Source organism: Lactiplantibacillus songbeiensis (assembly GCF_005405125.1).
In the GTDB taxonomy this organism is placed as follows: domain Bacteria; phylum Bacillota; class Bacilli; order Lactobacillales; family Lactobacillaceae; genus Lactiplantibacillus; species Lactiplantibacillus songbeiensis.
The window spans coordinates 20,836-41,991 of sequence record NZ_BJDL01000030.1 but is presented as its reverse complement, the minus strand read 5'-3'; the positions used below and the strand labels follow the sequence as shown (position 1 = coordinate 41,991).

Sequence of the window (21,156 nt, the reverse complement as noted above, 5' to 3'; positions counted from 1 at the left end):
GAAGTTTTAGATGGATAAATTTATTAAGCAACTATTTATAGTGGTTGTACTAATTTTTATCTTGTTAATTTGTTTAGGGTTAATTTACTTTTACTGGTAATCGTATTTTCCTGCTAAAAATTATAAATATAAAAGCCTAATAATATGAACTTAGAAAGTCCACGTTATTAGGCTTTTTTGATTTAATCAGCTTGATAAGGCGTGTGTTTGAACATTTGTGCTGCTTTAACAGCCGTTTGCCAGCCGGCGTACAAGTTGTTCCGTTCAGCAGCACTCATCTGTGGTGAGAAGTGATCACCATCTTTATGCGAGGCTTTGATCTCATCTAAGTCAGACCAGTAACCAACCGCGAGTCCGGCTAAGAAAGCGGCCCCTAGCGCAGTGGTCTCTAAGTCAGCAGCACGTTGAATCTCAACATTGGAGATATCCGCTTGGAATTGCATCAGCAAGTCATTACGCGCAGCGCCACCGTCAACTTTTAGCGTTGGAATTGTCATATTGGCGTCTTTTTGCATCGTGTCGATGACGTCGCGAGATTGATAGGCCAATGATTGTAGCGTTGCTTTGACGAAGTCTTCACGCGTCGAACCGCGGGTCAGACCAAAGACGGAACCCCGGGCATTGGAATCCCAGTAAGGCGCGCCGAGACCGGTAAAGGCGGGCACGACATAGATTTCATTATGATTATGCGAAGCCCGGGCCATTTCTTCAGATTCAGGGGCGGTTTCGACTAAGCGCATCCCGTCGCGCAACCATTGAATCGCGGAACCAGCCACGAAGATCGAACCTTCCAACGCATAGGTCACTTTGCCATTGAGGCCATACGCAATCGTGGTCAGTAAATTATGATCAGACAATTGTGGCTTTTCACCGATATTCATAACGGTGAACGCCCCAGTCCCATACGTGTTTTTGACCATCCCGGGTTCAAAGGCCATCTGACCAAAGAGGGCAGCTTGCTGATCACCAGCCATTCCGCTGATAGGCACTTCGCTACCATAGAAGTTATAGTCCTTGGTTGAGCCATAAACTTCGGAGTTAGACCGGACGTCTGGCAGCATCTTGCGTGGAATGTTCAAGAGTTCCAAAATCTGGTCGTCCCAAGTTAAGTTGTGAATGTTAAATAACATGGTCCGACTGGCATTGGAGTAGTCCGTCACATGAACTCGGCCACCGGTTAGCTTCCAGACAATCCACGTGTCAATCGTCCCAAATAAGAGGTCGCCTTTTTCAGCCCGAGCTTGGGCGCCAGGAACATGATCTAAGATCCAGCGAATCTTCGTGGCCGAGAAGTAGGCATCGGTAATCAGGCCGGTGTGTTCGTGAATCATGTCACCGGCTCCATCGGCAATTAATTGATCTGCTAACGGTGCAGTTTGGCGTGATTGCCAGACGATGGCATTGTAAATCGGTAAGCCGGTCTTTTTATCCCAAACAATGGTGGTTTCGCGTTGGTTAGTAATCCCAATTCCTTTGATCTGATCAGGGCGAATCCCAGAGTCGATAAAGACGTTGGCGATCGTTGATAAGACTGCATTCCAAATTTCGTTAGCGTTATGTTCGACCCAACCAGGTTGGGGGAAGTATTGTGGAAATTCACGTTGCGAATCAGCGACTTGTTTACCCGCATGGTCGAAAATGATCGCCCGGGTACTAGTAGTCCCTTCGTCAATCGCCATGATGTATTCTGCAGGCATAGTATTCCCTTCATTTCATGAGTTATTTTAGTCGTATTGAAAGCGCTTTTAATTGAACGCTATTTATGCTTAAGATTAGCATGATTTGTTAGATTTGTGAATAAATATAAGAAATTTAATAAATAAGGTCTAACAGCAATTAACTAGCAATTAGTGGGGTCTTCATGAAGTTGGTAACCTAGACCAATCAAATCTTTAGGAAAGGGCTGCCATTGTCAACAAAACACACTTTATTGATTATCAAGCTTTCTGTCCGGATCATCAGCGTGTGATCAAATAATTGAAAAATAGACCAATATGAATATAATAAGGCCTTAACTAATTATTGGATAGGCTTCAGGTCACATAATGGAGGCGATGCGCATGCAAAAAAGACGTTTCTTTTTGAAAGGGTCATTAGCCGAAAGTCGTTGGTTGAATCGTCAGGCCCATCATGGTTGGCAGTTGACAGCTGTCAAGGGCTGTCATTATCAGTTTAAGCCTGCTGAGCACGTTGTAACGGTGATGACTGAATATGTACCAGTTGTCGCATTAAAACCATTAGCGGCGCAATTTAAGCCGTTAACGAGCTATACCTATGAACGGCTGGGTGTTGGTGTCGTGTATACTGGACAACCGGTTATTGGGCGGCGAGTCGTCACGGCTGATGACAAAGAACGCTTAAAAGTCACGCGTTGGGCACGCGATTTAGCGATTAACTCGATGAATGCGTGGGTCATTGGGTTATGGTTACTAATGTGTGCCGCCGTTTTCGGGAGCGCACAGGGTAACGCAAATGCGGTCTTAACAAACTTATTATTAGGTGCGCTGGGACTTGGTGGCGGATTAATGTTAGTTGGCATGATTATGGGGGGCCGCTTAGCCTTACGCTATCATCGGCAAGTCTGCCAGTTGATACAACGGACGGGTGACCGGCAAGCGACTTGGCAGCCGACCTTGCATATCCAATTTCACCATCAGACCCAAGCCCCAGATGTCAGTGGCTTAACAAAGTTAGGCAAGTGGTTGCCAACGATGCACAATCAGCGTGGTGATTATTATTTTGATTTGCGCACGACCTTAAGTCCGATTGAAATCCGCAATGAATTGCAAAAACAATTGCACGATCAAGACTTTACGGTGATGTCATGGCTGGGATTATTAACGCCGGTTAAGTAATTGTTATAAGTTAGTTGCGAAAATATTTTGCGCAACCTGTGAATGGCTTGCTAATTATCAGGTGCTTTTACGTTTTAAGCTGAACTACAATGAGAAAAAATGGTGAAAAATTAAAAAAAGATTGTATTTCAATGGCACAATGTGTTATAACTATTGAGTAGCAAAATTGCCCGGTAGTTCAGCGGTAGAATAATTGACTGTTAATCAAGAGGTCGCTGGTTCGATCCCAGCCCGGGCAGTCAGTCAATATTAGTTGGTTTGGCGGTATCTCACAATTGAGATACCGCTTTTGTGGCCAGTGACGTGGTTCGCAAAACCATCAAACTTTCTTCATTAAATCAATATGAAAAAGTTTCCTGACAAACCTTGACTATTATTGACTAACAACGTATACTTACTATATAAAAGTAAGTGTTAAAACCACTTACTGTAAACTTAGGAGGAATTCATCGTGACAGTAAATTTATATTATTCAACATCTAGCAAGTCAAGCCGTAGTGCACGGGCATGGTTGGTTGCTAATGGCATTCCCTTCAATGAACGCGACATTATTGCGAACCCGCTAGATCGCGATGAATTGAAACAGATCCTCCGGCTAACGGAAAACGGCTTCGAGGACATTGTTTCAACGCGGTCCAAGGCTTTCAAGGCATTGCACATCGACTTGTCAGAATTAGGCTTTAATCAGCTGTTAGATTTATTAGTCGAAAAACCACAACTCTTAAAACGGCCAATCATCTATGATGGGCGTCGTTTACAAATCGGTTATAACGAAGAAGATATTCGGGCATTTTTGCCACGTTCAGTGCGTAAGTCAGAATTACGTGAGATTCAACAAAAGCTATATGATGACGACCAACAAGCAGTTGGGTAGGCACCGAGAGCGAGAGGATTGTGCATAAGCGCGATCCTTTTTTGTTACAAGCGAAAAGTTTGGCAGATAGTCTTAAATTGCGTACAATTGATATCAGCAAAGATGAAGGGCGGGGTAACCATGAGTGAAGCCGATCAAGCGACATGGGCGATCCAAGAGTTAAAAAAGTTACAGACACCAGCAAATCAAGCCATAATTGCAGGCATTATTAAAACAATCGATGACCAACAAGCCGAGATTGAAAGTTTACGTGGCTCGATGGAGGGCCAATTATGGAGTCCGACGAGTTGGCATCAGGATCAACAAGACCAGCATAAGCATTAAAGCAGATTAGATAAAAGCAGTCGTCAGTAAGTCCCTTCTAATGGGGCCTTTACTGACGACTGCTTTTTATTGTTTTGTTGATACGGCGTTAGTTAAAACTGCCACGTTCCAGCCGATGCTGGTCCAACCAGAGTGGCAATTCCAAGTTAACTCATTTGTTGATCTGGAATCAGTGGATTATTCACTGACCTTACTATTTTGTTCTGCTAACGCAGTCAGGTGTTCAAAGAGAACGCCTTCGCGTAAGCCATTTTGTGAGAAAATCATGCGGTCAGAATCCAAATAACGCATTAAGGTAATGGCTGGCACCATCCCACCGACGATGATATCGGCGCGATCCTTGGCTAGACCCGGAATTTTTGCGCGGCCAACAGCATCTTGAGTGAGGACATCATCGAAAGTCTTGTAAATTGCCGTATCTTTCAACCGGTAACCGTGAATATCTTCAAAGTCGAGAAAGTTATTCTGGCGGCGATTGATTTTAGCTAAGGTCCGATTACTGCCCCCTAAACAAACTAAAGGGAGATTGAGACCATTGCGCAGCCACCAAACGCTGTTGAATAATTTATCAACGAAGGTCATAGCCTTAAACAGGGCATTGGCCGGAATAGCGTCGCCTAGTTGAAACTTTTCGGATAAACTGACAGCACCAATCGGTAAGCTCACTAAATGTTTAGCTTGGCCGTTGATCATTAGCACCAATTCACAACTACCGCCGCCGGTATCCATCATGACACAGTTAGTGGTCGGTAAGGTGTTAACGACGCCTAAGTAATCATAATAGGCCTCAGTCGTCCCGGGAATGACTTCGATGTCTAAGCCGAGTTCCGTCTTGACTTGTTTCAAGAATTTCTTCTGATTAGTGGCTTTACGCGTCGCCGCAGTCGCTAACGCTTTTAGCGTCAGGTTAGGCAATTGATCATAGATGGTTTTAAAGGATTTCAAAGCCGCAATGGTCCGTTCGATGGCGGCTGGTTGTAAAGTTGGTAGCTCCGTCACGTTTTCATTTTCAGATAAACGCACCATCTCTTTAAGCCGATGCGTGACTGTATAGCCGCCATCGTCATGAATCTGGGTCACAGTCATGCGACACGAGTTGGATCCTAGATCAATTACTGCAAAATTTTCCATACTTATTGATCACCTCCATCATCATGTAACGGATCTGGTTCATTTTTCGGACTCATCATTGGAATAAATTGATGGGCTGTACTCGTTGGCGTCGGGGTGGCATGATCAGCCGCAACCCGGTCTTCAGCCTGCTTAATAAAGGTAGCTTGTGAATCCAAGTTCGGTAAGCCGCGACGGTCACACTTCAAGAAGGTGTCGTCTGGTTGTAAGATCCGTGTCTTGACCGTATCGTGCCACATCGTCTCAAAAATTTCCATAGCCCGTTTGCTGATTTCAGGCTGTAAGAGTGGGAAGAGCAATTCAACCCGGCGATTTAAGTTCCGGGTCATCATATCGGCACTCGACAAGTAGATTTGTGGCTCGCCATCGTTACTGAAGTAGTAGATCCGGCTATGTTCCAATAAGCGCCCGATGATTGAATGTAACTCAATGTTATCGGAAATCCCCTTGATGCCCGTCTTTAAGCAGCAAATACCGCGCACGATTAATTGGATCTTAACGCCAGCGTGGGAAGCTTCATAGAGTTTGCTGATAATTTGCGGATCAGAAAGCGAGTTCATCTTCATCTTGACCAAGGCTGGCCGACCAGCCTTGGCAATGGCAATCTCCGCGTCCAGCTTTTCATTAATGAAGTCGCGAATACCGTCGGGAGAAATATGCAATTTGTGGAAATAAGGCGGTTCGGAATAACCGGACAACATATTGAAAATGTTGGACGCATCGATCCCCATATCAGTATCAGCGGTAAATAAGCCGAGGTCGGTATAGAAGTGGGCGGTCACATCGTTGTAGTTCCCAGTCCCCATGTGCATGTAGCGCTTGATGCCTTCATTTTCACGCCGCACGACTAACGCTAATTTACAATGAGTCTTCAAGCCGATGAGGCCATAAATGACATGGCAACCCATTTCTTCCAGCTTTTTAGCCCAATGGACGTTATTCTCTTCATCGAAACGGGCTTTAACTTCGACCAAAACAGTGACTTGCTTTCCGTTCTGGGCGGCTTGGCCCAAGTATTTAATAATGGGGGAGTCGGCAGAAACCCGGTAGAGGGTCATCTTAATGGCTAAGACATTTTTATCTTCGGCGGCTTCATGAATAAAGTCCACGACGGGCTGGAAATCATCGTAAGGATATTGCATGAGAATATCATGGTCTTTGATTAAGTCGAAAATTGACTTTTCCCGGTAAACAGCCGGGTAGTAAGCGTGATACTTCGGATAATTCAAATCATCATGGCCGGTCACGGCTTTGACAAGCTTAGATAAGAACGTCAAGTTCAGTGGCCCATTAACCACGTAAAGTGCGCTTTCAGTACTGCCTAATGCTTTGGATAGCCGGGTCCGCTGGTGTTTGCTCATGCTCTTTTCAACTTCTAGGCGCATAACCTTCCCGCGTTCCCGCATTTTGAGTTGCTTTTGGACTTCTTTCAATAAATCGGACGTATCTTCTTCAGCCACATCTAAGTCCAAGTCACGAATGACCCGATAGGCACTGGTCTCTTTAACGGTGTAGTTAATGAAGAGGGAACCGACAAAGGCTTTGATGATATCTTCGATTAAGATAAACCGATTTTCAGCCCCAGGTAAAACCACGACTCGTGGGAAAACATCGGGAACTTGCACGGTCGCAAATTTGCGGTCTTTTTTATTGCCATTTTTATAAATGCGTAACGCAATATTCAACGTATTGTTACCGATGAATGGGAACGGCCGCGATGAATCGTCCGCCATCGGGGTTAAGGCTGGATAGAGTTCATCGTCAAAGTAGTTCTTAACGAACGTATATTGTTCACTTGTTAAATCTGCCATGGTTAATAAGCGAATATCGTGTTGTTCAAGTAACGGCAACAGTGAGCGATTCAAAGTGTTATATTGTCGCTTGACCATTTCGTGCGCTTCGGCACTGATAGCGGCGACTTGGTCACTCGGTGTTAGGCCGGCTGGGTCTGGCTTGGTGTAGTTGACGGACATCAACTTGCGAAGTGAAGCGACCCGGACGGTGAAGAATTCATCAAGATTACTTTGCGTAATCCCTAAGAAGCGAACACGTTCCAATAATGGATTCTCTTTATCGCGAGCTTCTTCCAAGACACGATAGTTGAAGTCCATCCAACTGAGTTCTCGATTGGTGTAATAACTTTCCTTATGATAATTCATCATTAACGTACCCCCCGACGTTTAATTACCGGTGTCAGGCCAAAAACCTCCTTGAAAAATTCGGCTTTTTGCGAGAACACCCAGTTTTCTAGAAACAGGTCATCATGTGAGTAACACGTAATGATGACTTTTGGATTTTTTATAGAGACAGAGATTTTAGTAATCTTTTGTTGGCGACCATCATCTAAAGCGTCCGCAATCCGCAAAATTGCGGACAATTTTGAGATAACGAGGCGTTGTTCAAGCGTCATATGCTCAAAATGCTTGATATCTTTAGATGGCGTCTGCGCACTGTGATAGCGGGCAATTGTGGCGATAATTTGTTTTTCGTCGTTCGTCAGACCCGTGATTTCCGTTGCCCGTAAGATATAATCTGAATGCATATAATGTTGATGCGGGTCGATATAACTACCGACATCATGGACAATGGCGGCGACTTGTAAGAGGAGTCGGTCACGCTTGCCTAAGTGATGCAGTGGTTTGAGTTGGTCGAATAAATGTAGTGAGAATTTGGTGACCAAGTCGCGATGTTTGGGTTCAACATTGTAGCGGTTGGCCAAGTTGGTTGCTGCTGTCACAATCTGGTCGTTGAAGTTATACTTCTTATAACCTAACTTGACGGCCTCTTGAATGATTAAGCCATCTAAAACGGTGACGTTCCCCAGCCAAATCGTTTCAGCGTTGGTCAGTTGTAATAGTTCGTTGATTAACAAGAGTTCGGGCACAATAAAGTGGACATCGTTCTCATCAACTTCGTATTTATCCATTAAGTACTGATCGGAGGCATTGATGACATCATTGTAGAGGGCTTGAAAGTCAGTCTTGGTCATTTCAGTCACGCCAGCTTTGGTTGTTTGTTGCTGAAAGAGGTTTGAAAATGGGGCAACCCCTAACATGACGACGTTGCTTGGCTGGTGGTTAGTGGCCGGCAAGAAGCGACCAAAGTCCGCAATTTCGCTAGAAATATAATCATCTAAGACTTCGACATAATTAGGTACCGTTGATTGGAGGTCTTCCAAGACTTCGGCGATGCGAACGGGGCCTAAGCGCAGGCTCCGTGAAAAGCTAAAATTGCCGTGATTGTAATGTGAAATGCCAACGCTCCCAGAGTTAATCCCTAATAAGTAGGTAGGTTGTTGAATGACTTGTTTGAACTTTGGAAAGTTAACCGCAACGGCCGCTGACCGCAAGTAGGTCTCTTGACTGTTGGATAACCAGTCAATCTTGAGCCCCGTTCGGACGAGTAATTGATCTTGAATGTAATCGGCATTGTCGGCTGTTGACAGTGACCACGATCCCCATAGATGATAGTCTTCAACGCCATAATCATGAATGATCTGAATAAAACCAGTCAGGGCTTGGGTCGCTTGTTCGACTGAATCATAATCAATTGTGTGTTGATCATAGATATCTTCCCCGAGGGACACATCCGAGCGCACTCGTTCAACTTGCTTTAGCGTTCGCAAGTTAACGATGGAAAGCTCGATGCTTTGTACATTGATCATCATAATGCCAAAAAGTTTTGCTGCCATGGTTATCCCCCATTTGTTTAATTGATGTGGCTGATGGTTAAAGTTGATTTATCGCGCTTTAAATCGGTTTCTTTACACCCTCAATTTTAACATACGCAAATTAAGGGTGATTACTGTTAAAAAAATAAATTAGTTTTTCATGAGTGGCTGTTTGGTATTAGTCGGTTTAAGTTACCACTCTGGTTGGCCTAGAATCGGCTGGAACGTGGTGGCCACGTTTTCGAGCCATAGTGCGGTCTCGAAAGCCGGGCTTTCACTAAGCGGGGAAACCACCGACTAAGTGAAACGACACCACTGAGCCAATTCTGGCCCGCCCGGCGTTAATGACCAAGTATTTATAAAATAACCGATAATTTTTCACTGGTAGTTAGTGGTTGTGACTAGCATCAATAGGTTAATCAAATATTTTTCAGAGTAGCAGCTTTAAGTCAGCTAATAATATGAAATTTCTAAAAAAGGTAGCTCGGAAGCCGTTACTGGTTTCGGAACTACCTTAGTCGCAATTACAAGATTTCGCGATTATTAATGATTAGTTTGTTCAAATGTTTTTCAACGCGTTTATCAGCTGGCGGTAGTTGCATATAGTCACCATACATCCGGGTCAAAATGGCATCGTAAGCTTTTGGAATCTTGACCTGTAAGGATTCAAACGGTGCCGTTTGTAACTCAGTTAGCTCATCATAGCTGAGAATTTCCTTATCGTAATCATATTGCGATGCAAGATTCTTGTAGGTCCGTGAATCAGAATGTTCGTATAACCGCATGTAATCTTCACGCTGTTGTTTATGGTCGTTAACTTCTGCCAACTGTTGCGGTGTTTTCTTAGTGATGAGGTTGCGCAACGGGGTCTTAACGAAGTTATAGTTGAGGCGCAGCAAAATGGCGGCGTCCTCCAACTTGTAGTGCATCATTTGTGACCGGCGTAAGTCAGTATCATCAGGAATCTTATCGAACGGAAAGATATCAACAAAGACGCCTTTAAAGGCATTATTGACGTTATTCTTTTCTTCGATGTACGTGGTGGCATCCAGTAGCTTCATATAACTGAGTCCGTAATCTGGGTCACTCGCACCAGTCTGTAAAAAGGTCTGGTTAGGGTCCAGATAGTGATTGGCGACTGTAATGAAGCGTTGGTATTCATCGCGGCGCATGCCGATGTCGATGTCGTCATCCCACGGAATGAAGCCGTGATGACGAATCGCACCGAGTAGTGAGCCGCCGATTAAAAAGTAATCGATAGCTTCAGCGTCACAAATGTTAATAACGCGTTGCATTAAGTTCAATTCAACTTGGTGCAAGGGGGTTAATGACATTTAAACATCTCCTCGTAAGCGGTTTAATTCATATCTCAATCATACACGTTTTGAAATTGAAATGTTAGGCAGGATGCTTTACCAGAGGAATTAACCAAATTGTGTTGGTGAATCTGTGCAAATTGGTTAAAGGCGTGTTATATTTTAGAAAATAGCAAATCTTGAGGATGGAACGATGGTGATGGTAATGACTAACGATACGGATTTAACGGATTTATTAAATAATTATTTTGAGGCCTATCAAAATGCCACGAAAATTATGGCGGATTTAGTGGCATGGCCGTTAAGTCAAAATAATCTTTCCTTTGAACAATTTTTGATTCTTCGCCGAATTGCTACGGCAGATGAAGTGACGTTGAATGATATTGCAGTGCAACGTAAAGTCACTCGGAGTGCCATTTCACGGCAAATCAAAGCTTTATTGTCTCAACATTATGTTTTTCAAGTGCCAGATCCAACTGACAGACGCAGGTTATACTTACACTTAACCGAAGGCGGTCAACGGGTCGAGGCTCAAGTTGACCAAGCCATTACCGAACATTTTGAAGCTTGGGTCAAACAGCTAGGTGTCCCGCAGATTAATCAAGTACTTGAGATGATGCAGACGATTACCAATCAAGTCGCAAAGCTCGGGGAGCATAGCGATACCAGTCAATTGCATTATCATCATTAAAAAATCAGATGGGGCGGAAGCATTTTTCCAGCGCCATCTGATTTTTTATTCTTTATGGAAGAAGTTACAATAAACACCTTCGCAGGCTTCTAAAAACATCCCAATTGCCATCAAGTACATGGCGGCCATATTATGCATCGTGAAGACGAGAAATAGCAGGACCGCGTATAGAATTAAAAAGAAAATTGCACTGAACTTGGAACTAGCCATAAGACTCACTCCCTCAAAAAATGATTAAACTTAGCATGTAATCACTTACATTGTAATACACGTTTGGTCAATTTAAAAATGAAAATAAAACTAATGATAATTAATTAGTGTTCGGATATTGTTTTTAATGATGAACAATGATAAGATAATTAGTGTTAAAGATTAGTAAAACACGAACGTTTACAAATGTGCAATTTCTGCAATTATAATTTTTTGGAGGAAATCATGAATAAAATAGCGGCATATTTTAATTTTTCAGAACTCAAGACCAATGTCCGAACGGAAAGTTTGGCTGGCCTCACCACGTTTGTTTCGATGGCTTATATCCTGTTTGTTAACCCTAGCGTGTTAGGGGCTTCCGGGATGAGTAAAGGGGCTGTCTTTACCGCCACTGCGTTAGCGTCAGCATTAGGTTGCTTGTTAATGGGATTAGTTGCGAAGTATCCGATTGCGATTGCACCAGGATTAGGGGTCAACGCCTTCTTCACGTATTCCGTCGTGATTGGGATGGGTGTGAAGTGGGAGACCGCTTTAGCCGGGGTATTCGTTGCTTCAGTGATTTTCATGATTATCACGATCTTTAAGTTACGCGAAATGATTATTGATGCGATTCCGCGTGATATGAAGTTGGCCATCTCGGCCGGGATCGGCTTCTTTATTGCGTTTATCGGGTTACATGGTGGTGGCTTGATTGTGGCCAACAAGTCAACCGTGGTCGGTTTAGGCTCATTAAGTGTTGGGACGACTTGGTTAACAATTTTTGGATTAATCGTTACGTTGATTTTGATGGCACGTAAAGTTCCTGGTGGGATTTTCATTGGGATGGTCTTAACCTCGATCTTGGGCCTAGTGACTGGCTTAATTAAGATGCCAACGACCGTTGTGTCAGCAGCGCCGTCACTAAAACCAACATTTGGGGTCGCACTATCACATATTGGTGACATCAATAGTCTGCAATTAGTCATCGTAGTGCTAACATTCTTATTAGTCACGTTCTTTGATACGGCAGGGACGTTAGTTGGTTTGGCTGAACAAGCTGGGTTTATGAAAGACAACAAGATGCCGCGAGTTGGAAAAGCCTTAATGGCCGATTCCACGTCAATGTTGGTGGGCTCAGTCTTAGGGACGTCACCAACTTCCGCTTATGTTGAATCATCAGCTGGGATTGCCGTTGGTGGCCGCTCTGGTTTTAGTGCCGTGGTAACGGGGATCTTATTCATTTTCGGGTTATTCTTCTCACCATTATTGAACGTGGTTACCGACCAAGTGACAGCGCCGGCGTTAATTATTGTCGGGGTCTTAATGGCTGAATCATTGAAGCAAATTCATTGGGAACGTTTTGAAATTGCCGTGCCAGCCTTCTTGACGGTCATTGGGATGCCATTGACTTACAGTATCTCAGATGGGATTGCTTTAGGGTTCATCAGTTACGTGATTACGATGGTAGCCACTAAACATGGCAAGGATGTTCATCCGTTAATGTATGTGCTCTTCTTTATCTTTATTATCTTCCTCTGGATCTTAAACGTTTAATTTGAATTTAATGGGTCGCTTTGGCAATTGCCGGGGCGGCTTTTTTTAGATTAAATTGCCACTCTGGTTGGGCCAGAATCGGCTGGAACGTGGTGGCCGCGTTTGGGAGCCAAAGTGCGGTCCTCCACAAGCCGGGGTTATCTAAGTTGAAAAAAATACCGCCAACCCAAAGTAGGTTAGCGGTATGAGCTAATTATTTGTTAAAGCTGCCGTCTTCAACATCCTTGATAAATTGTTCCAAGTGGTCGAAGTAAACCGGGGCATTATCAATCATATGATGATGACCACCGTTTGGCGTGGTAACTAAGCGTGAGTTTGGAATATCACGTGCCATGCGCCGAGCTGAGTCGAGTGGCATGGTTTCATGTTCACCAAAGGTCAATAATGTTGGCACTTTGATGTTGTGGATTTGGTCCCGGATATCCCATTCCTTTAACTTACCAGTGATGACAAATTCGTTGTCACCTTGGAAGGCGTTGTAAACGGGGGTAGCCATCGTGTTGATCAAATGCGAGATGGCTGTTGGCTGTTTGCGGTCCACGTAGTTAGCGTTTAACACGTCCACGTATTTTTGATATTGGGGATCATCCCAATTGCCTTCAGCTTCTTTTTGCTTCATATAGGCAACCGCATCGGCTGGCAAGCATTCTTCACGACATTTGTTAACGTTGACGACGTATTCGTCAATATTATCGACCATGCTAGAAATGATGGCACCTTTTAAGTGTTGGCCATATTTCAAGGCATAGAGCATTGTCAAAGCGCCGCCCCATGATTGACCGATTAAGTAGAACTTGTCGATGCCTAACTTTTGACGAACTTCTTCAACTTCATCCAAGAAGTAGTCATAAGTGAGGTATTTCTTAGCAATTTCAGGGTCAGAGTAGTCGGGTTGATCGGAGTACCATGAGCCTAATTGGTCATACATGGTGACTTGGACGCCTAAATCAGCTAACTTTTCACCGAAGTTTTCCCAATATTCATGATTGCCACCAGGGCCACCATGGAGACAGAGTAAATGAATGTCACCTTCACCTTGGGTATTGGTCCATAAATGGTAACCGTTATCCAATGTAATGATCGTTGTGCCTTGTTTCAAAATGATCACCTAATTTCTTATATTTACTAACCATCATACCACTGTTAAAAATGGTTTGGCAATCACCGACAAACCGTTGTTTTGGTTGCCTTTAGTGGCCTAGCCCGATTCAAATCAAATGCATATGTATACGGTTACACGGATAACGCTGTTAAAGTGGTAGGACATAATTGTAGTAGTGTCTGGTATGTCGATACTGTTCAATGCTTAATTTATCGTTTCTATACGCTTGGTGCTAGTTGAAATTGCCGCCTACTGGTTGGTTCCTAAAACGCTGGAACGCCATGGGCCATTTTGAAGCCAAGCCCGGTCTTCAAAACTGACCTTGGCCTTAGTGCGAGTGGTTTGCTCGGACTAAGGCCAACGACATGGCTGAGCATTTTAGGAACCAACTTCTCGGCTAAATGACCGAACTGATGTCAATGTTTTTAATTCCTGTTAGTTAACAGCGGGCGGCCCAGAATTGGCTCAGTGGTGTCGTTTATCTTAGTCGGTGGTTCTCCGACTTAGATAAAGCCCGGCTTGGAAGACCGTACTTTGGCTTCCAAACGTGGCCACCACGTTCCAGCCAATTCTGGGCCAACCAGAGTGGCAAGAACACTAAATTAACAAATATAACGATTCTTTTACCAGTTTTTATGAAAATGTAATATTACAAATGCTCGAATCAATTGCGGTCGGTTAACCGGTATGAAATAATAGGTTAACAAGTTTGAAAGTTAGGTGGACACGATCGATGGCAACCCAGACAGAAGTTTTAAAGTTTTTGATGCAGACGGCACCGAATTATTATTCTGGTGATGGTTTAGCGCAACAGATTGGGGTCAGTCGGACTGCAGTTTGGAAAGCAATTCAAAGTTTGCAGACGGCCGGTTATTCGATTGAAAGTCGTCATGGCCTTGGCTATCGTTACGTGGCCAATAATCAATTGAGTGCACCAGTCATTATGGCGGGGTTAACGGGTCCGGTTCGGCCGAAGCTGTTAACGTTGGATCAGGTTGATTCAACTAATGCCTATCTCAAACGTTTGGCGGTTACTGATCCACTGACGGAACCGACTGTGGTAGTAGCCGATACGCAGACGGGCGGCTATGGCCGCTTTGGGCGACCGTTTTATTCGCCAAGTGCGACCGGATTGTATCTAAGTATCGGTTTGCCAATCAAAGCCGGTGCCCGGTTTGATCCCGGGTTGTTAACGACGGGGACAGCGGTCGCGGTCGCCAAGACATTGGACCAACTGTTCGATGTCACGGTGGCGCTTAAGTGGGTCAATGATGTGTTAGTCAATCATCATAAGGTAGTTGGCATCTTGTCGGAGGCAACAACTGATTTAGAAAGTGGTCAGATTTCAACCGTTATTGTCGGGATTGGCATCAACTTGACACTACCAACGGGTGACTTCCCCGTTGAGTTAAAACAAAAGGCTGGGGCCGTGACCACTGAGTTAACGGTGACGCGTAATCAAGTAGTCAGTACGTTGTTATCTGAATTCTTTACCAGTTATCAAACTTATACAACTGGTGATTTCATGGCCGATTATCGACGCTTGTCGATGGTGATTGGCCAACAAGTCGAATTAAAGACGGGCGCTACGACGATTACCGGGGTGGTCAATGATATTGATGCTACCGGTGCGCTGGTCGTACAACTGCCAACTGGAGAGGTCCAGCATTTGAGTTCTGGTGAAATTACCAAGGTTAATCTCCTGACAGGGGACTACCGTGGGTGAACATAGGCTTCGTAAATATACCAAACAAACGTCAGGATTAATTATGAATAACGTGGTCAGTGTGGTTGGTCAATTATTTGCAGGTGCGTACTGGTTAACCTTAACGACTGGCACACCGCAATCACTATCGGGCAGTACCAGTCGTGATGCTAACCATCATCAAGGTAACCATAGTCGCTGTAGTGGGTGTGACAAGGTTAGTGTAGTGGTCGTTGCTGTGAAATCAAGGGTCGCGAGTCGTTAAAAATTAAGGACTTTGGTGGTTAATAAGAATAACTAAAAAAGTCCGACTAATACTAGTCAAAGCGTTGATTGCCATATTATAGTAGAACTATTAAGATCGTTAGTTATGGATAGCTAATCACTGAAGTAACAATTCAAGGGGTAATGGGAAAATGAACGAAAATTTACAGGGCGTAAACATGAGCCGCACGATGTCGCGGATGAACCGGCACCGCATGCGTCCACGCCGGTATATCACCGGGTTCGATGGTATTCGGACGTTAGCGGTTTTGGGGGTCATTATTTATCATTTAATGCCCGCATCCTTACAAGGCGGTTATTTAGGGGTTCCGATTTTCTTCGTGGTATCGGGCTACCTGATTACGGACATTTTATTACAAGAATGGGAAGGCCACGGGTCAATTCGCCTGTGGAATTTCTATGGTCGGCGATTGCGCCGGTTATACCCGGCGTTAGTCACGATGTTACTAGGCACCACCACATATATTACCTTGTTTCAGCGATCATTATTGACCAATATTCGGGCCACGGTGGTGACTAACTTACTGTATGTGTATAACTGGTTTGAGATTGGGCACGGTCAGAGTTACTTCGATCGGTTCAACGGTGAATCGCCGTTTACCCATCTTTGGTCACTCTCGATTGAAGGGCAGTATTACTTATTCTGGCCATTGGTCGTCATTGGTTTAATGCTGATTTTGAAAGAGCGGCATCGGATCTTCTTATTAATGATGCTGGCGGCGGTCATTTCGGCCGTCACAATGGCGCTTTTATATAATCCGGCGAATACGAACCGGGTTTATTATGGGACCGATACGCGGATGTTTGCGATTTTGATTGGTTCTGGATTGGCCTTTGCATGGCCATCGCGACACTTACCGGATACGCTTGCACCAGTCAATCGGTTGACGTTAGACTTAATCGGTGGCGGTTCATTAATTGGGTTAATCTGGATGTTCTTTAAGATGTCTGGTGAATCCAGCTTCACGTATCATGGTGGGATGTTCTTGTTCACGTTGTTGTCAGGAGTCTTGGTGGCCACGGTCGCACATCCGGCCAGTCATATGAATCGGCTCTTGACCAACCCAGTCTTTACTTATATTGGGCAACGGAGCTACGGCATTTACTTGTATCAATTTCCAGTCATGATCTTCTATGAATCCCGCGTACAAAATATCGGTGACCATCCTTTATTGAACAGTGTGATTGAAGTTGCGTTGATTATGGTGTTTACCGAATTAAGCTATCGGTTTATTGAAAACCCAATGCGGCACTATAATTACAGCCAAGTCTTCAGTGATCTACGGACATTTATGCGGGCCCCTAGGTTCAACAAAGTGACCGGATCGATTGCTAGCTTGGCAGCCGTATTGTTCGTTGTCACAGCGGTTGGCTTTGTGCAACAGCCTAGTAAAGCGTCTACAGCCCAAAAGACTGGTTTACAAAAAACGCTAACGAAGAATTCTAAGTCGGTTAAGAAACAGAACGCCACGGCCTTAAAACGGCAAAAAGAAGCCGTCAAAGCGTCTTCTAAACAGGTTGCCGCTGAAAAGCTAAAGACGAAGCAAGCGTTAGCTAAGTTAAATACTAAGCAAAAAGCGGTGGCTAAGTCGTATAACTTGAAACCACAAGTGGTACTGGCGATGGGACAAACAAACTTGACGGCGATTGGTGATTCAGTCTTGTTGGATGTTTCCAATGATTTGCAACGAGTCATCCCTGGGGCGGTCATTCAAGGTAAAGTCGGGCGACAAGTTACCGACGTACCAGTGATTATTAGTAGCTTGAAGGCGCAAGGGCAATTGTCAACCAATGTCCTAGTGAATATTGGGACAAACGGGACGATTACCAATGCCCAAGCGGATCAGGTTATTCATGCGATTGGTCCTGGTCATCAAGTCTTTTGGGTGACGGCACACGTCCCAACGCGTAGTTGGCAAAATCAAGTGAATACTCAAATTAATAAGACGGCGAAAAAGTATTCAAATGTGCATGTGATTGATTGGTACAGCATGGCTTTAAAGCAAGGTAGCTGGTTCGGCGATGATAATGTGCATCCGAACACGACTGGTAACAAGCATTTAACGGCTTTGATTGCTAATCGGATTGCAACGGTGAATGCACCCAAAAGTAAATAATAAGGCTAACAAATACCGCCAGAGCAAGGTGCCAAGATTCTAAGCTAGGGTCTTATAAGTGAAACAGGTTATGATGAACCTAACTTATGAAGGAGTTGATGGCATTGCGTTTTGGAGAGCGGTTAAAACAAGGTCGCCTAGCACAGCAGCTAACTCAAAAGTCTGTGGCTGAACAATTGCATGTTTCCCGGCAAACAATTTCTAGTTGGGAAAATGAGAATAGTTATCCGGATATTGATAGTTTGTTGCAGCTGAGTGATCTTTACGGCTTGTCCTTGGATACCTTATTAAGGGAAGACACGGGGATGACAGATTATTTACGGCGACAAGATGTGCGACGACAAATTTGGCCCGTTCAGTTGACCTTACGGATACTCGCGAGTGGTTACTTGATTTTAGTAGTGGTTAACTTTTTTAAACCGCAACTAAAATTGATGAATCCGGTGGTGAGCTTATTTTTCCTAGTTGGCTTGTTAGCGTTGAATTATTTGACGAAATTTAATCGGCATTTTGGTTTAGATGAACGGCCATTGTTGCGTGAACGGCATCGTTGGCTTAGCTTATATGGTGCGCTAATCTCAGGATTTATCTTAGGAATTGGTATTGTTAGTAGTATTAAGCAAGTTCTAACGTGGGCTGCAATTCCAATGATGGTGCTCGGAGGTGCAGGCTTGTTCTTGTGCTTGATTGTGCGAACTGAAAAGTAAGAGGTTATTATCAATTCCAACTATTATTGCAGCATTCAAAAATGCGACCCTCAGATTTTGAGGATCGCATTTTTAGTTAGGCTTTAAAAGGTTTCATTGGAATATGCAGCGCTAATTTGTTTAATTGTAAAGAATACTGCAAATCTTGATTGCCACGCACCGTCATCTTCATATCAGTCGCATAGATGACTAAGCCAATCTGATGACCAGTTAACAAGTGATGGAAGAGTGGCTGCAAATCAACATCAAAGTCGTAGAATTCGTTGGCGTGCAGCGCTTCATTGTGCCAAGGATTGTGCCGATTTTGTAAGTTCAAATGGCCTTTGGTGATCATCTTATAATTGGAAGCTGGCGCTAACTTGAAGTCTTTCAAATCATCTTCACGCCAGTGGTAGCCAAGGTCAAGCGCTTTGCTGGCAATCATTTGGGGACTGACCGTTAAGCGTTGGGCTTTACCAAAGTCGATCAACATGAAGCTGAGCATCCCAAAGTTCTGGTTAACCGCAACGGAACCGGATAAGTGTGGCTGGCCGACTAGCAGTTGGTCAGCTGGTGCTTGCCAGCTCTTGAATAAGAGGCGATGATCGTATAGCGGTCCAGTCTTGTCTTCTCGTAATAAGTCGGCTTGCCAGTCATCCAGATGGCGTTGATAATGAGCGAACAACTTGTCGGGTAACTTATCTGTAAAGTGGGCGGCACGTTGGTCAACGGGATGATCAGCCGGTACGAGTTCTTTATATTGCACTTTAAAGTCTAAGGCTTGATCCACATCTTGCCACCAGTTGTCATGGGCATGCCACGTTTGAGCAGCCGTGTTATCTTGAACCAAGACGTTAGGTAATAAGTCTTCGGCATGGTTCTTTAAACCATAGAGTTCGTGACTTAGCCACATGTTCATCATGTCGGTAAAGTCGAGTGACTGTAAGTTATTAATGTAAATGTGTTGGCCTTGATGCAAAATTAGCTTTTTGGTGACGGGGACGTCTTGGAGCTTGTCCCATAAATGGGCGACGTTACGCGGCTTGACATTCCAGTCATTTAAGCCGTGAACCATCACGATATCAGCTTTGATTTTATCGACGTTCTTCAGATAGTTTCGTTCATCCCAGAACTGATTATAACTGCCAGTATTGCGGTCTTGACCAGCCGTGAGGGCAGCGAGCTTTTGATCAAATTTACCTTGAATGCGATGGGCATCACCGGCTTTAAGACTCCGCGAGAAGACTTCGGCGGCTAAAACATCTGTATCTTCACCTTGGAAGGTGTCAGGTGCCACGACCAAACCGTTATCGCGGTAGTAGTCGTACCAACTAGAAATGGCGGCTTCTGAAATGATCGTCTTTAAGCCGGCAACGCCAGTAGTTGCGGCGGCCGTGGCTAAGGTGCCTAAGTAGGAGCGCCCGGTCATCGCAACGGACCCATTAGTCCACCAAGCGTCGATGGCCGTATCAGCATCACGATTAGTGAAGGCGGGCCGTTTACCAGTGAGCCATTCGATAATGGCAATGGTCGACGTGGTTTCGTCTTCGTCACCAGTTGGCGCTAAGCCATCAGAATCAACTGACCCGATGCCGGCTGCATAGACGACCGCAAAGCCACGGGCCAAGAAATAGTCGTTCAGCGTATAAGATTGCTCACGGCCAAAGCTTTCTTCGGCTTGTTTAGTTGTCGCATTGACCGGTCGAGCGGCGGGTAACGGTGTTGTTTTTGGTTGAGCTTCAACATCGGCATACGTCTTTTCATCCGGGGTCTTAGCTGTTAACGGCACATCGACATTATGCATGGTGGCTTTGCCAGCCACGTCGTCGATGCCTTGATTATAAGGACTCGCGGTGTATAAGACCGGGACTTTTAGGCCGGTTTCAGTTTCGGCCGGGCGTAATATTTCAACTTTTAGTAAGTCGCGTTGGCCATCGGCATCGGTATCTAATGGGGCTTCCACGTAGACTACATCACGAATTAAGTCGTTAGTATTGAAGACTGCTTGGGCTTTGCCATTAAAGAAGAGCGGTTTTTGTTCGTTCGGTAACTGATAAAACGGTACAAAATAACCACGGGTCGTCAATAATTCGATTAACGTTTGACCTTTGACACCACGAGTATTCAATAGTAAATACCACGCATAGTAGAGGGCTTCGCGGTCAAAAGCACTGTCAGAAACCATTGGTAATTGAATGTCACGCATAGCCAATAATGGGTCCGCGAGGTCAAAGTCGTGGCCGGGTAAGAAACCGAGCAACTGCAAGCCGACGTTATAGAAGACTTGATTATTGACCACCGTGGCGGTCGTTAACCAGTCAGCTAGTGTGAGTTGGCTGGTAGCCATGATATTAGCAAATTTATGTTTGAGTCCCGCGGCCGAATGAACTTCGGGGAAACTCTTTGCTAGTAAGGTTTGGTAGACAGCAGGTACTGTCTTTAAGGCTGCCATGTTTTCAGTAATAAAGTGAATCTTGGTGAGTTCCGCAATGGCCGCTTCCGAGTCGGTGGGCACGATTGCAAATTGATTATTTTTCATAGGAAAAAGGTCCTTTATTCATCTAGTTTTAATTCATATTATACGCCTATTAGCTGGTAGACCAACACCTAAAGCTGACAGCGCTGTCAAAATATGGGACAATGAGGCCATTCTAAAG

17 protein-coding genes and 1 tRNA gene are annotated in these 21,156 nt (G+C 44.5%); 10 read left to right on the top strand and 8 right to left on the bottom strand.

Features of this window, described 5'->3' with window-relative positions:
* Positions 1 to 182 precede the first annotated feature (182 nt).
* Complete coding sequence (gene glpK, locus FFM77_RS11970) at positions 183 to 1,697, bottom strand: glycerol kinase GlpK (RefSeq protein ID WP_137635997.1); 1,515 nt, start codon at positions 1,695 to 1,697, stop codon at positions 183 to 185.
* A 363-nt stretch (positions 1,698 to 2,060) separates the two neighbouring features.
* Between glpK and FFM77_RS11965 the strand changes: the two genes are divergently transcribed.
* From FFM77_RS11965 to FFM77_RS11950, 4 genes are all read left to right on the top strand, one after another.
* Entirely contained in the window at positions 2,061 to 2,855 is a 795-nt protein-coding gene (locus FFM77_RS11965) for a hypothetical protein (RefSeq protein ID WP_137635996.1), read from the top strand.
* Between the two features lie 167 nt (positions 2,856 to 3,022).
* Positions 3,023 to 3,094, top strand: a tRNA-Asn gene (locus FFM77_RS11960).
* 212 nt (positions 3,095 to 3,306) lie between these two features.
* Entirely contained in the window at positions 3,307 to 3,729 is a 423-nt protein-coding gene (locus FFM77_RS11955; protein WP_137635995.1) for a Spx/MgsR family RNA polymerase-binding regulatory protein, read from the top strand.
* A 120-nt stretch (positions 3,730 to 3,849) separates the two neighbouring features.
* Positions 3,850 to 4,053 (top strand): hypothetical protein, encoded by a 204-nt coding sequence (locus FFM77_RS11950; RefSeq protein ID WP_137635994.1) that lies wholly within the window; start codon positions 3,850 to 3,852, stop codon positions 4,051 to 4,053.
* 177 nt (positions 4,054 to 4,230) lie between these two features.
* On the opposite strand, the gene ppx is transcribed toward FFM77_RS11950, so the two are convergent.
* From ppx to FFM77_RS11930, 4 genes are all read right to left on the bottom strand, one after another.
* Entirely contained in the window at positions 4,231 to 5,184 is a 954-nt protein-coding gene (gene ppx, locus FFM77_RS11945; protein ID WP_137635993.1) for an exopolyphosphatase, read from the bottom strand.
* Positions 5,185 to 5,186: 2 nt separating this feature from the next.
* Positions 5,187 to 7,343, bottom strand: coding sequence for an RNA degradosome polyphosphate kinase (locus FFM77_RS11940; RefSeq protein WP_137636004.1), 2,157 nt, complete (start codon positions 7,341 to 7,343; stop codon positions 5,187 to 5,189).
* Positions 7,344 to 7,345: 2 nt separating this feature from the next.
* Positions 7,346 to 8,875 carry a Ppx/GppA phosphatase family protein gene (locus tag FFM77_RS11935; RefSeq protein WP_137635992.1) on the bottom strand — a complete coding sequence of 510 codons (1,530 nt, stop codon included), beginning with the start codon at positions 8,873 to 8,875 and terminating at the stop codon, positions 7,346 to 7,348.
* A gap of 503 nt (positions 8,876 to 9,378) precedes the next feature.
* Positions 9,379 to 10,188 carry a LicD family protein gene (locus FFM77_RS11930; RefSeq protein WP_137635991.1) on the bottom strand — a complete coding sequence of 270 codons (810 nt, stop codon included), beginning with the start codon at positions 10,186 to 10,188 and terminating at the stop codon, positions 9,379 to 9,381.
* A gap of 175 nt (positions 10,189 to 10,363) precedes the next feature.
* Here FFM77_RS11930 and FFM77_RS11925 point away from each other — a divergent pair, with 175 nt between their 5' ends.
* Entirely contained in the window at positions 10,364 to 10,861 is a 498-nt protein-coding gene (locus FFM77_RS11925; protein ID WP_137635990.1) for a MarR family winged helix-turn-helix transcriptional regulator, read from the top strand.
* 45 nt (positions 10,862 to 10,906) lie between these two features.
* On the opposite strand, the gene FFM77_RS11920 is transcribed toward FFM77_RS11925, so the two are convergent.
* Complete coding sequence (locus tag FFM77_RS11920) at positions 10,907 to 11,071, bottom strand: hypothetical protein (RefSeq protein ID WP_137635989.1); 165 nt, start codon at positions 11,069 to 11,071, stop codon at positions 10,907 to 10,909.
* A 225-nt stretch (positions 11,072 to 11,296) separates the two neighbouring features.
* Here FFM77_RS11920 and FFM77_RS11915 point away from each other — a divergent pair, with 225 nt between their 5' ends.
* A complete protein-coding gene (locus FFM77_RS11915; protein ID WP_137635988.1) occupies positions 11,297 to 12,604 on the top strand; it encodes an NCS2 family permease in 1,308 nt (435 codons plus the stop codon).
* Between the two features lie 193 nt (positions 12,605 to 12,797).
* On the opposite strand, the gene FFM77_RS11910 is transcribed toward FFM77_RS11915, so the two are convergent.
* Positions 12,798 to 13,703, bottom strand: a complete 906-nt coding sequence (locus FFM77_RS11910) for a proline-specific peptidase family protein (protein ID WP_137635987.1) — start codon at positions 13,701 to 13,703, stop codon at positions 12,798 to 12,800.
* Positions 13,704 to 14,439: 736 nt separating this feature from the next.
* On the opposite strand from FFM77_RS11910, the gene FFM77_RS11905 reads away from it, so the two are divergent.
* From FFM77_RS11905 to FFM77_RS11890, 4 genes are all read left to right on the top strand, one after another.
* Entirely contained in the window at positions 14,440 to 15,432 is a 993-nt protein-coding gene (locus tag FFM77_RS11905; protein WP_137635986.1) for a biotin--[acetyl-CoA-carboxylase] ligase, read from the top strand.
* Positions 15,425 to 15,676, top strand: coding sequence for a hypothetical protein (locus FFM77_RS11900; RefSeq protein WP_137635985.1), 252 nt, complete (start codon positions 15,425 to 15,427; stop codon positions 15,674 to 15,676). Before FFM77_RS11905 ends, FFM77_RS11900 begins: the two co-directional genes overlap by 8 nt.
* Before the next feature lie 151 nt (positions 15,677 to 15,827).
* A complete protein-coding gene (locus FFM77_RS11895) occupies positions 15,828 to 17,813 on the top strand; it encodes an acyltransferase family protein (protein ID WP_137635984.1) in 1,986 nt (661 codons plus the stop codon).
* A gap of 104 nt (positions 17,814 to 17,917) precedes the next feature.
* A complete protein-coding gene (locus FFM77_RS11890; RefSeq protein WP_137635983.1) occupies positions 17,918 to 18,520 on the top strand; it encodes a helix-turn-helix domain-containing protein in 603 nt (200 codons plus the stop codon).
* Between the two features lie 76 nt (positions 18,521 to 18,596).
* Here FFM77_RS11890 and FFM77_RS11885 read toward each other — a convergent pair whose 3' ends face one another.
* Positions 18,597 to 21,038 (bottom strand): Xaa-Pro dipeptidyl-peptidase, encoded by a 2,442-nt coding sequence (locus FFM77_RS11885; RefSeq protein ID WP_137635982.1) that lies wholly within the window; start codon positions 21,036 to 21,038, stop codon positions 18,597 to 18,599.
* Positions 21,039 to 21,156: the final 118 nt, after the last annotated feature.

Bases quoted from the DNA above. Each gene is read 5' to 3' on its own strand.
- glpK (WP_137635997.1), bottom strand. From the start codon at position 1,697: ATGCCTGCAGAATACATCATGGCGATTGACGAAGGGACTACTAGTACC.
- FFM77_RS11885 (WP_137635982.1), bottom strand. From the start codon at position 21,038: ATGAAAAATAATCAATTTGCAATCGTGCCCACCGACTCGGAAGCGGCC.
- FFM77_RS11915 (WP_137635988.1), top strand. From the start codon at position 11,297: ATGAATAAAATAGCGGCATATTTTAATTTTTCAGAACTCAAGACCAAT.
- FFM77_RS11930 (WP_137635991.1), bottom strand. From the start codon at position 10,188: ATGTCATTAACCCCCTTGCACCAAGTTGAATTGAACTTAATGCAACGC.
- ppx (WP_137635993.1), bottom strand. From the start codon at position 5,184: ATGGAAAATTTTGCAGTAATTGATCTAGGATCCAACTCGTGTCGCATG.
- FFM77_RS11940 (WP_137636004.1), bottom strand. From the start codon at position 7,343: ATGAATTATCATAAGGAAAGTTATTACACCAATCGAGAACTCAGTTGG.
- FFM77_RS11925 (WP_137635990.1), top strand. From the start codon at position 10,364: ATGGTGATGGTAATGACTAACGATACGGATTTAACGGATTTATTAAAT.
- FFM77_RS11905 (WP_137635986.1), top strand. From the start codon at position 14,440: ATGGCAACCCAGACAGAAGTTTTAAAGTTTTTGATGCAGACGGCACCG.
- FFM77_RS11920 (WP_137635989.1), bottom strand. From the start codon at position 11,071: ATGGCTAGTTCCAAGTTCAGTGCAATTTTCTTTTTAATTCTATACGCG.
- FFM77_RS11895 (WP_137635984.1), top strand. From the start codon at position 15,828: ATGAACGAAAATTTACAGGGCGTAAACATGAGCCGCACGATGTCGCGG.
- FFM77_RS11935 (WP_137635992.1), bottom strand. From the start codon at position 8,875: ATGGCAGCAAAACTTTTTGGCATTATGATGATCAATGTACAAAGCATC.
- FFM77_RS11965 (WP_137635996.1), top strand. From the start codon at position 2,061: ATGCAAAAAAGACGTTTCTTTTTGAAAGGGTCATTAGCCGAAAGTCGT.
- FFM77_RS11950 (WP_137635994.1), top strand. From the start codon at position 3,850: ATGAGTGAAGCCGATCAAGCGACATGGGCGATCCAAGAGTTAAAAAAG.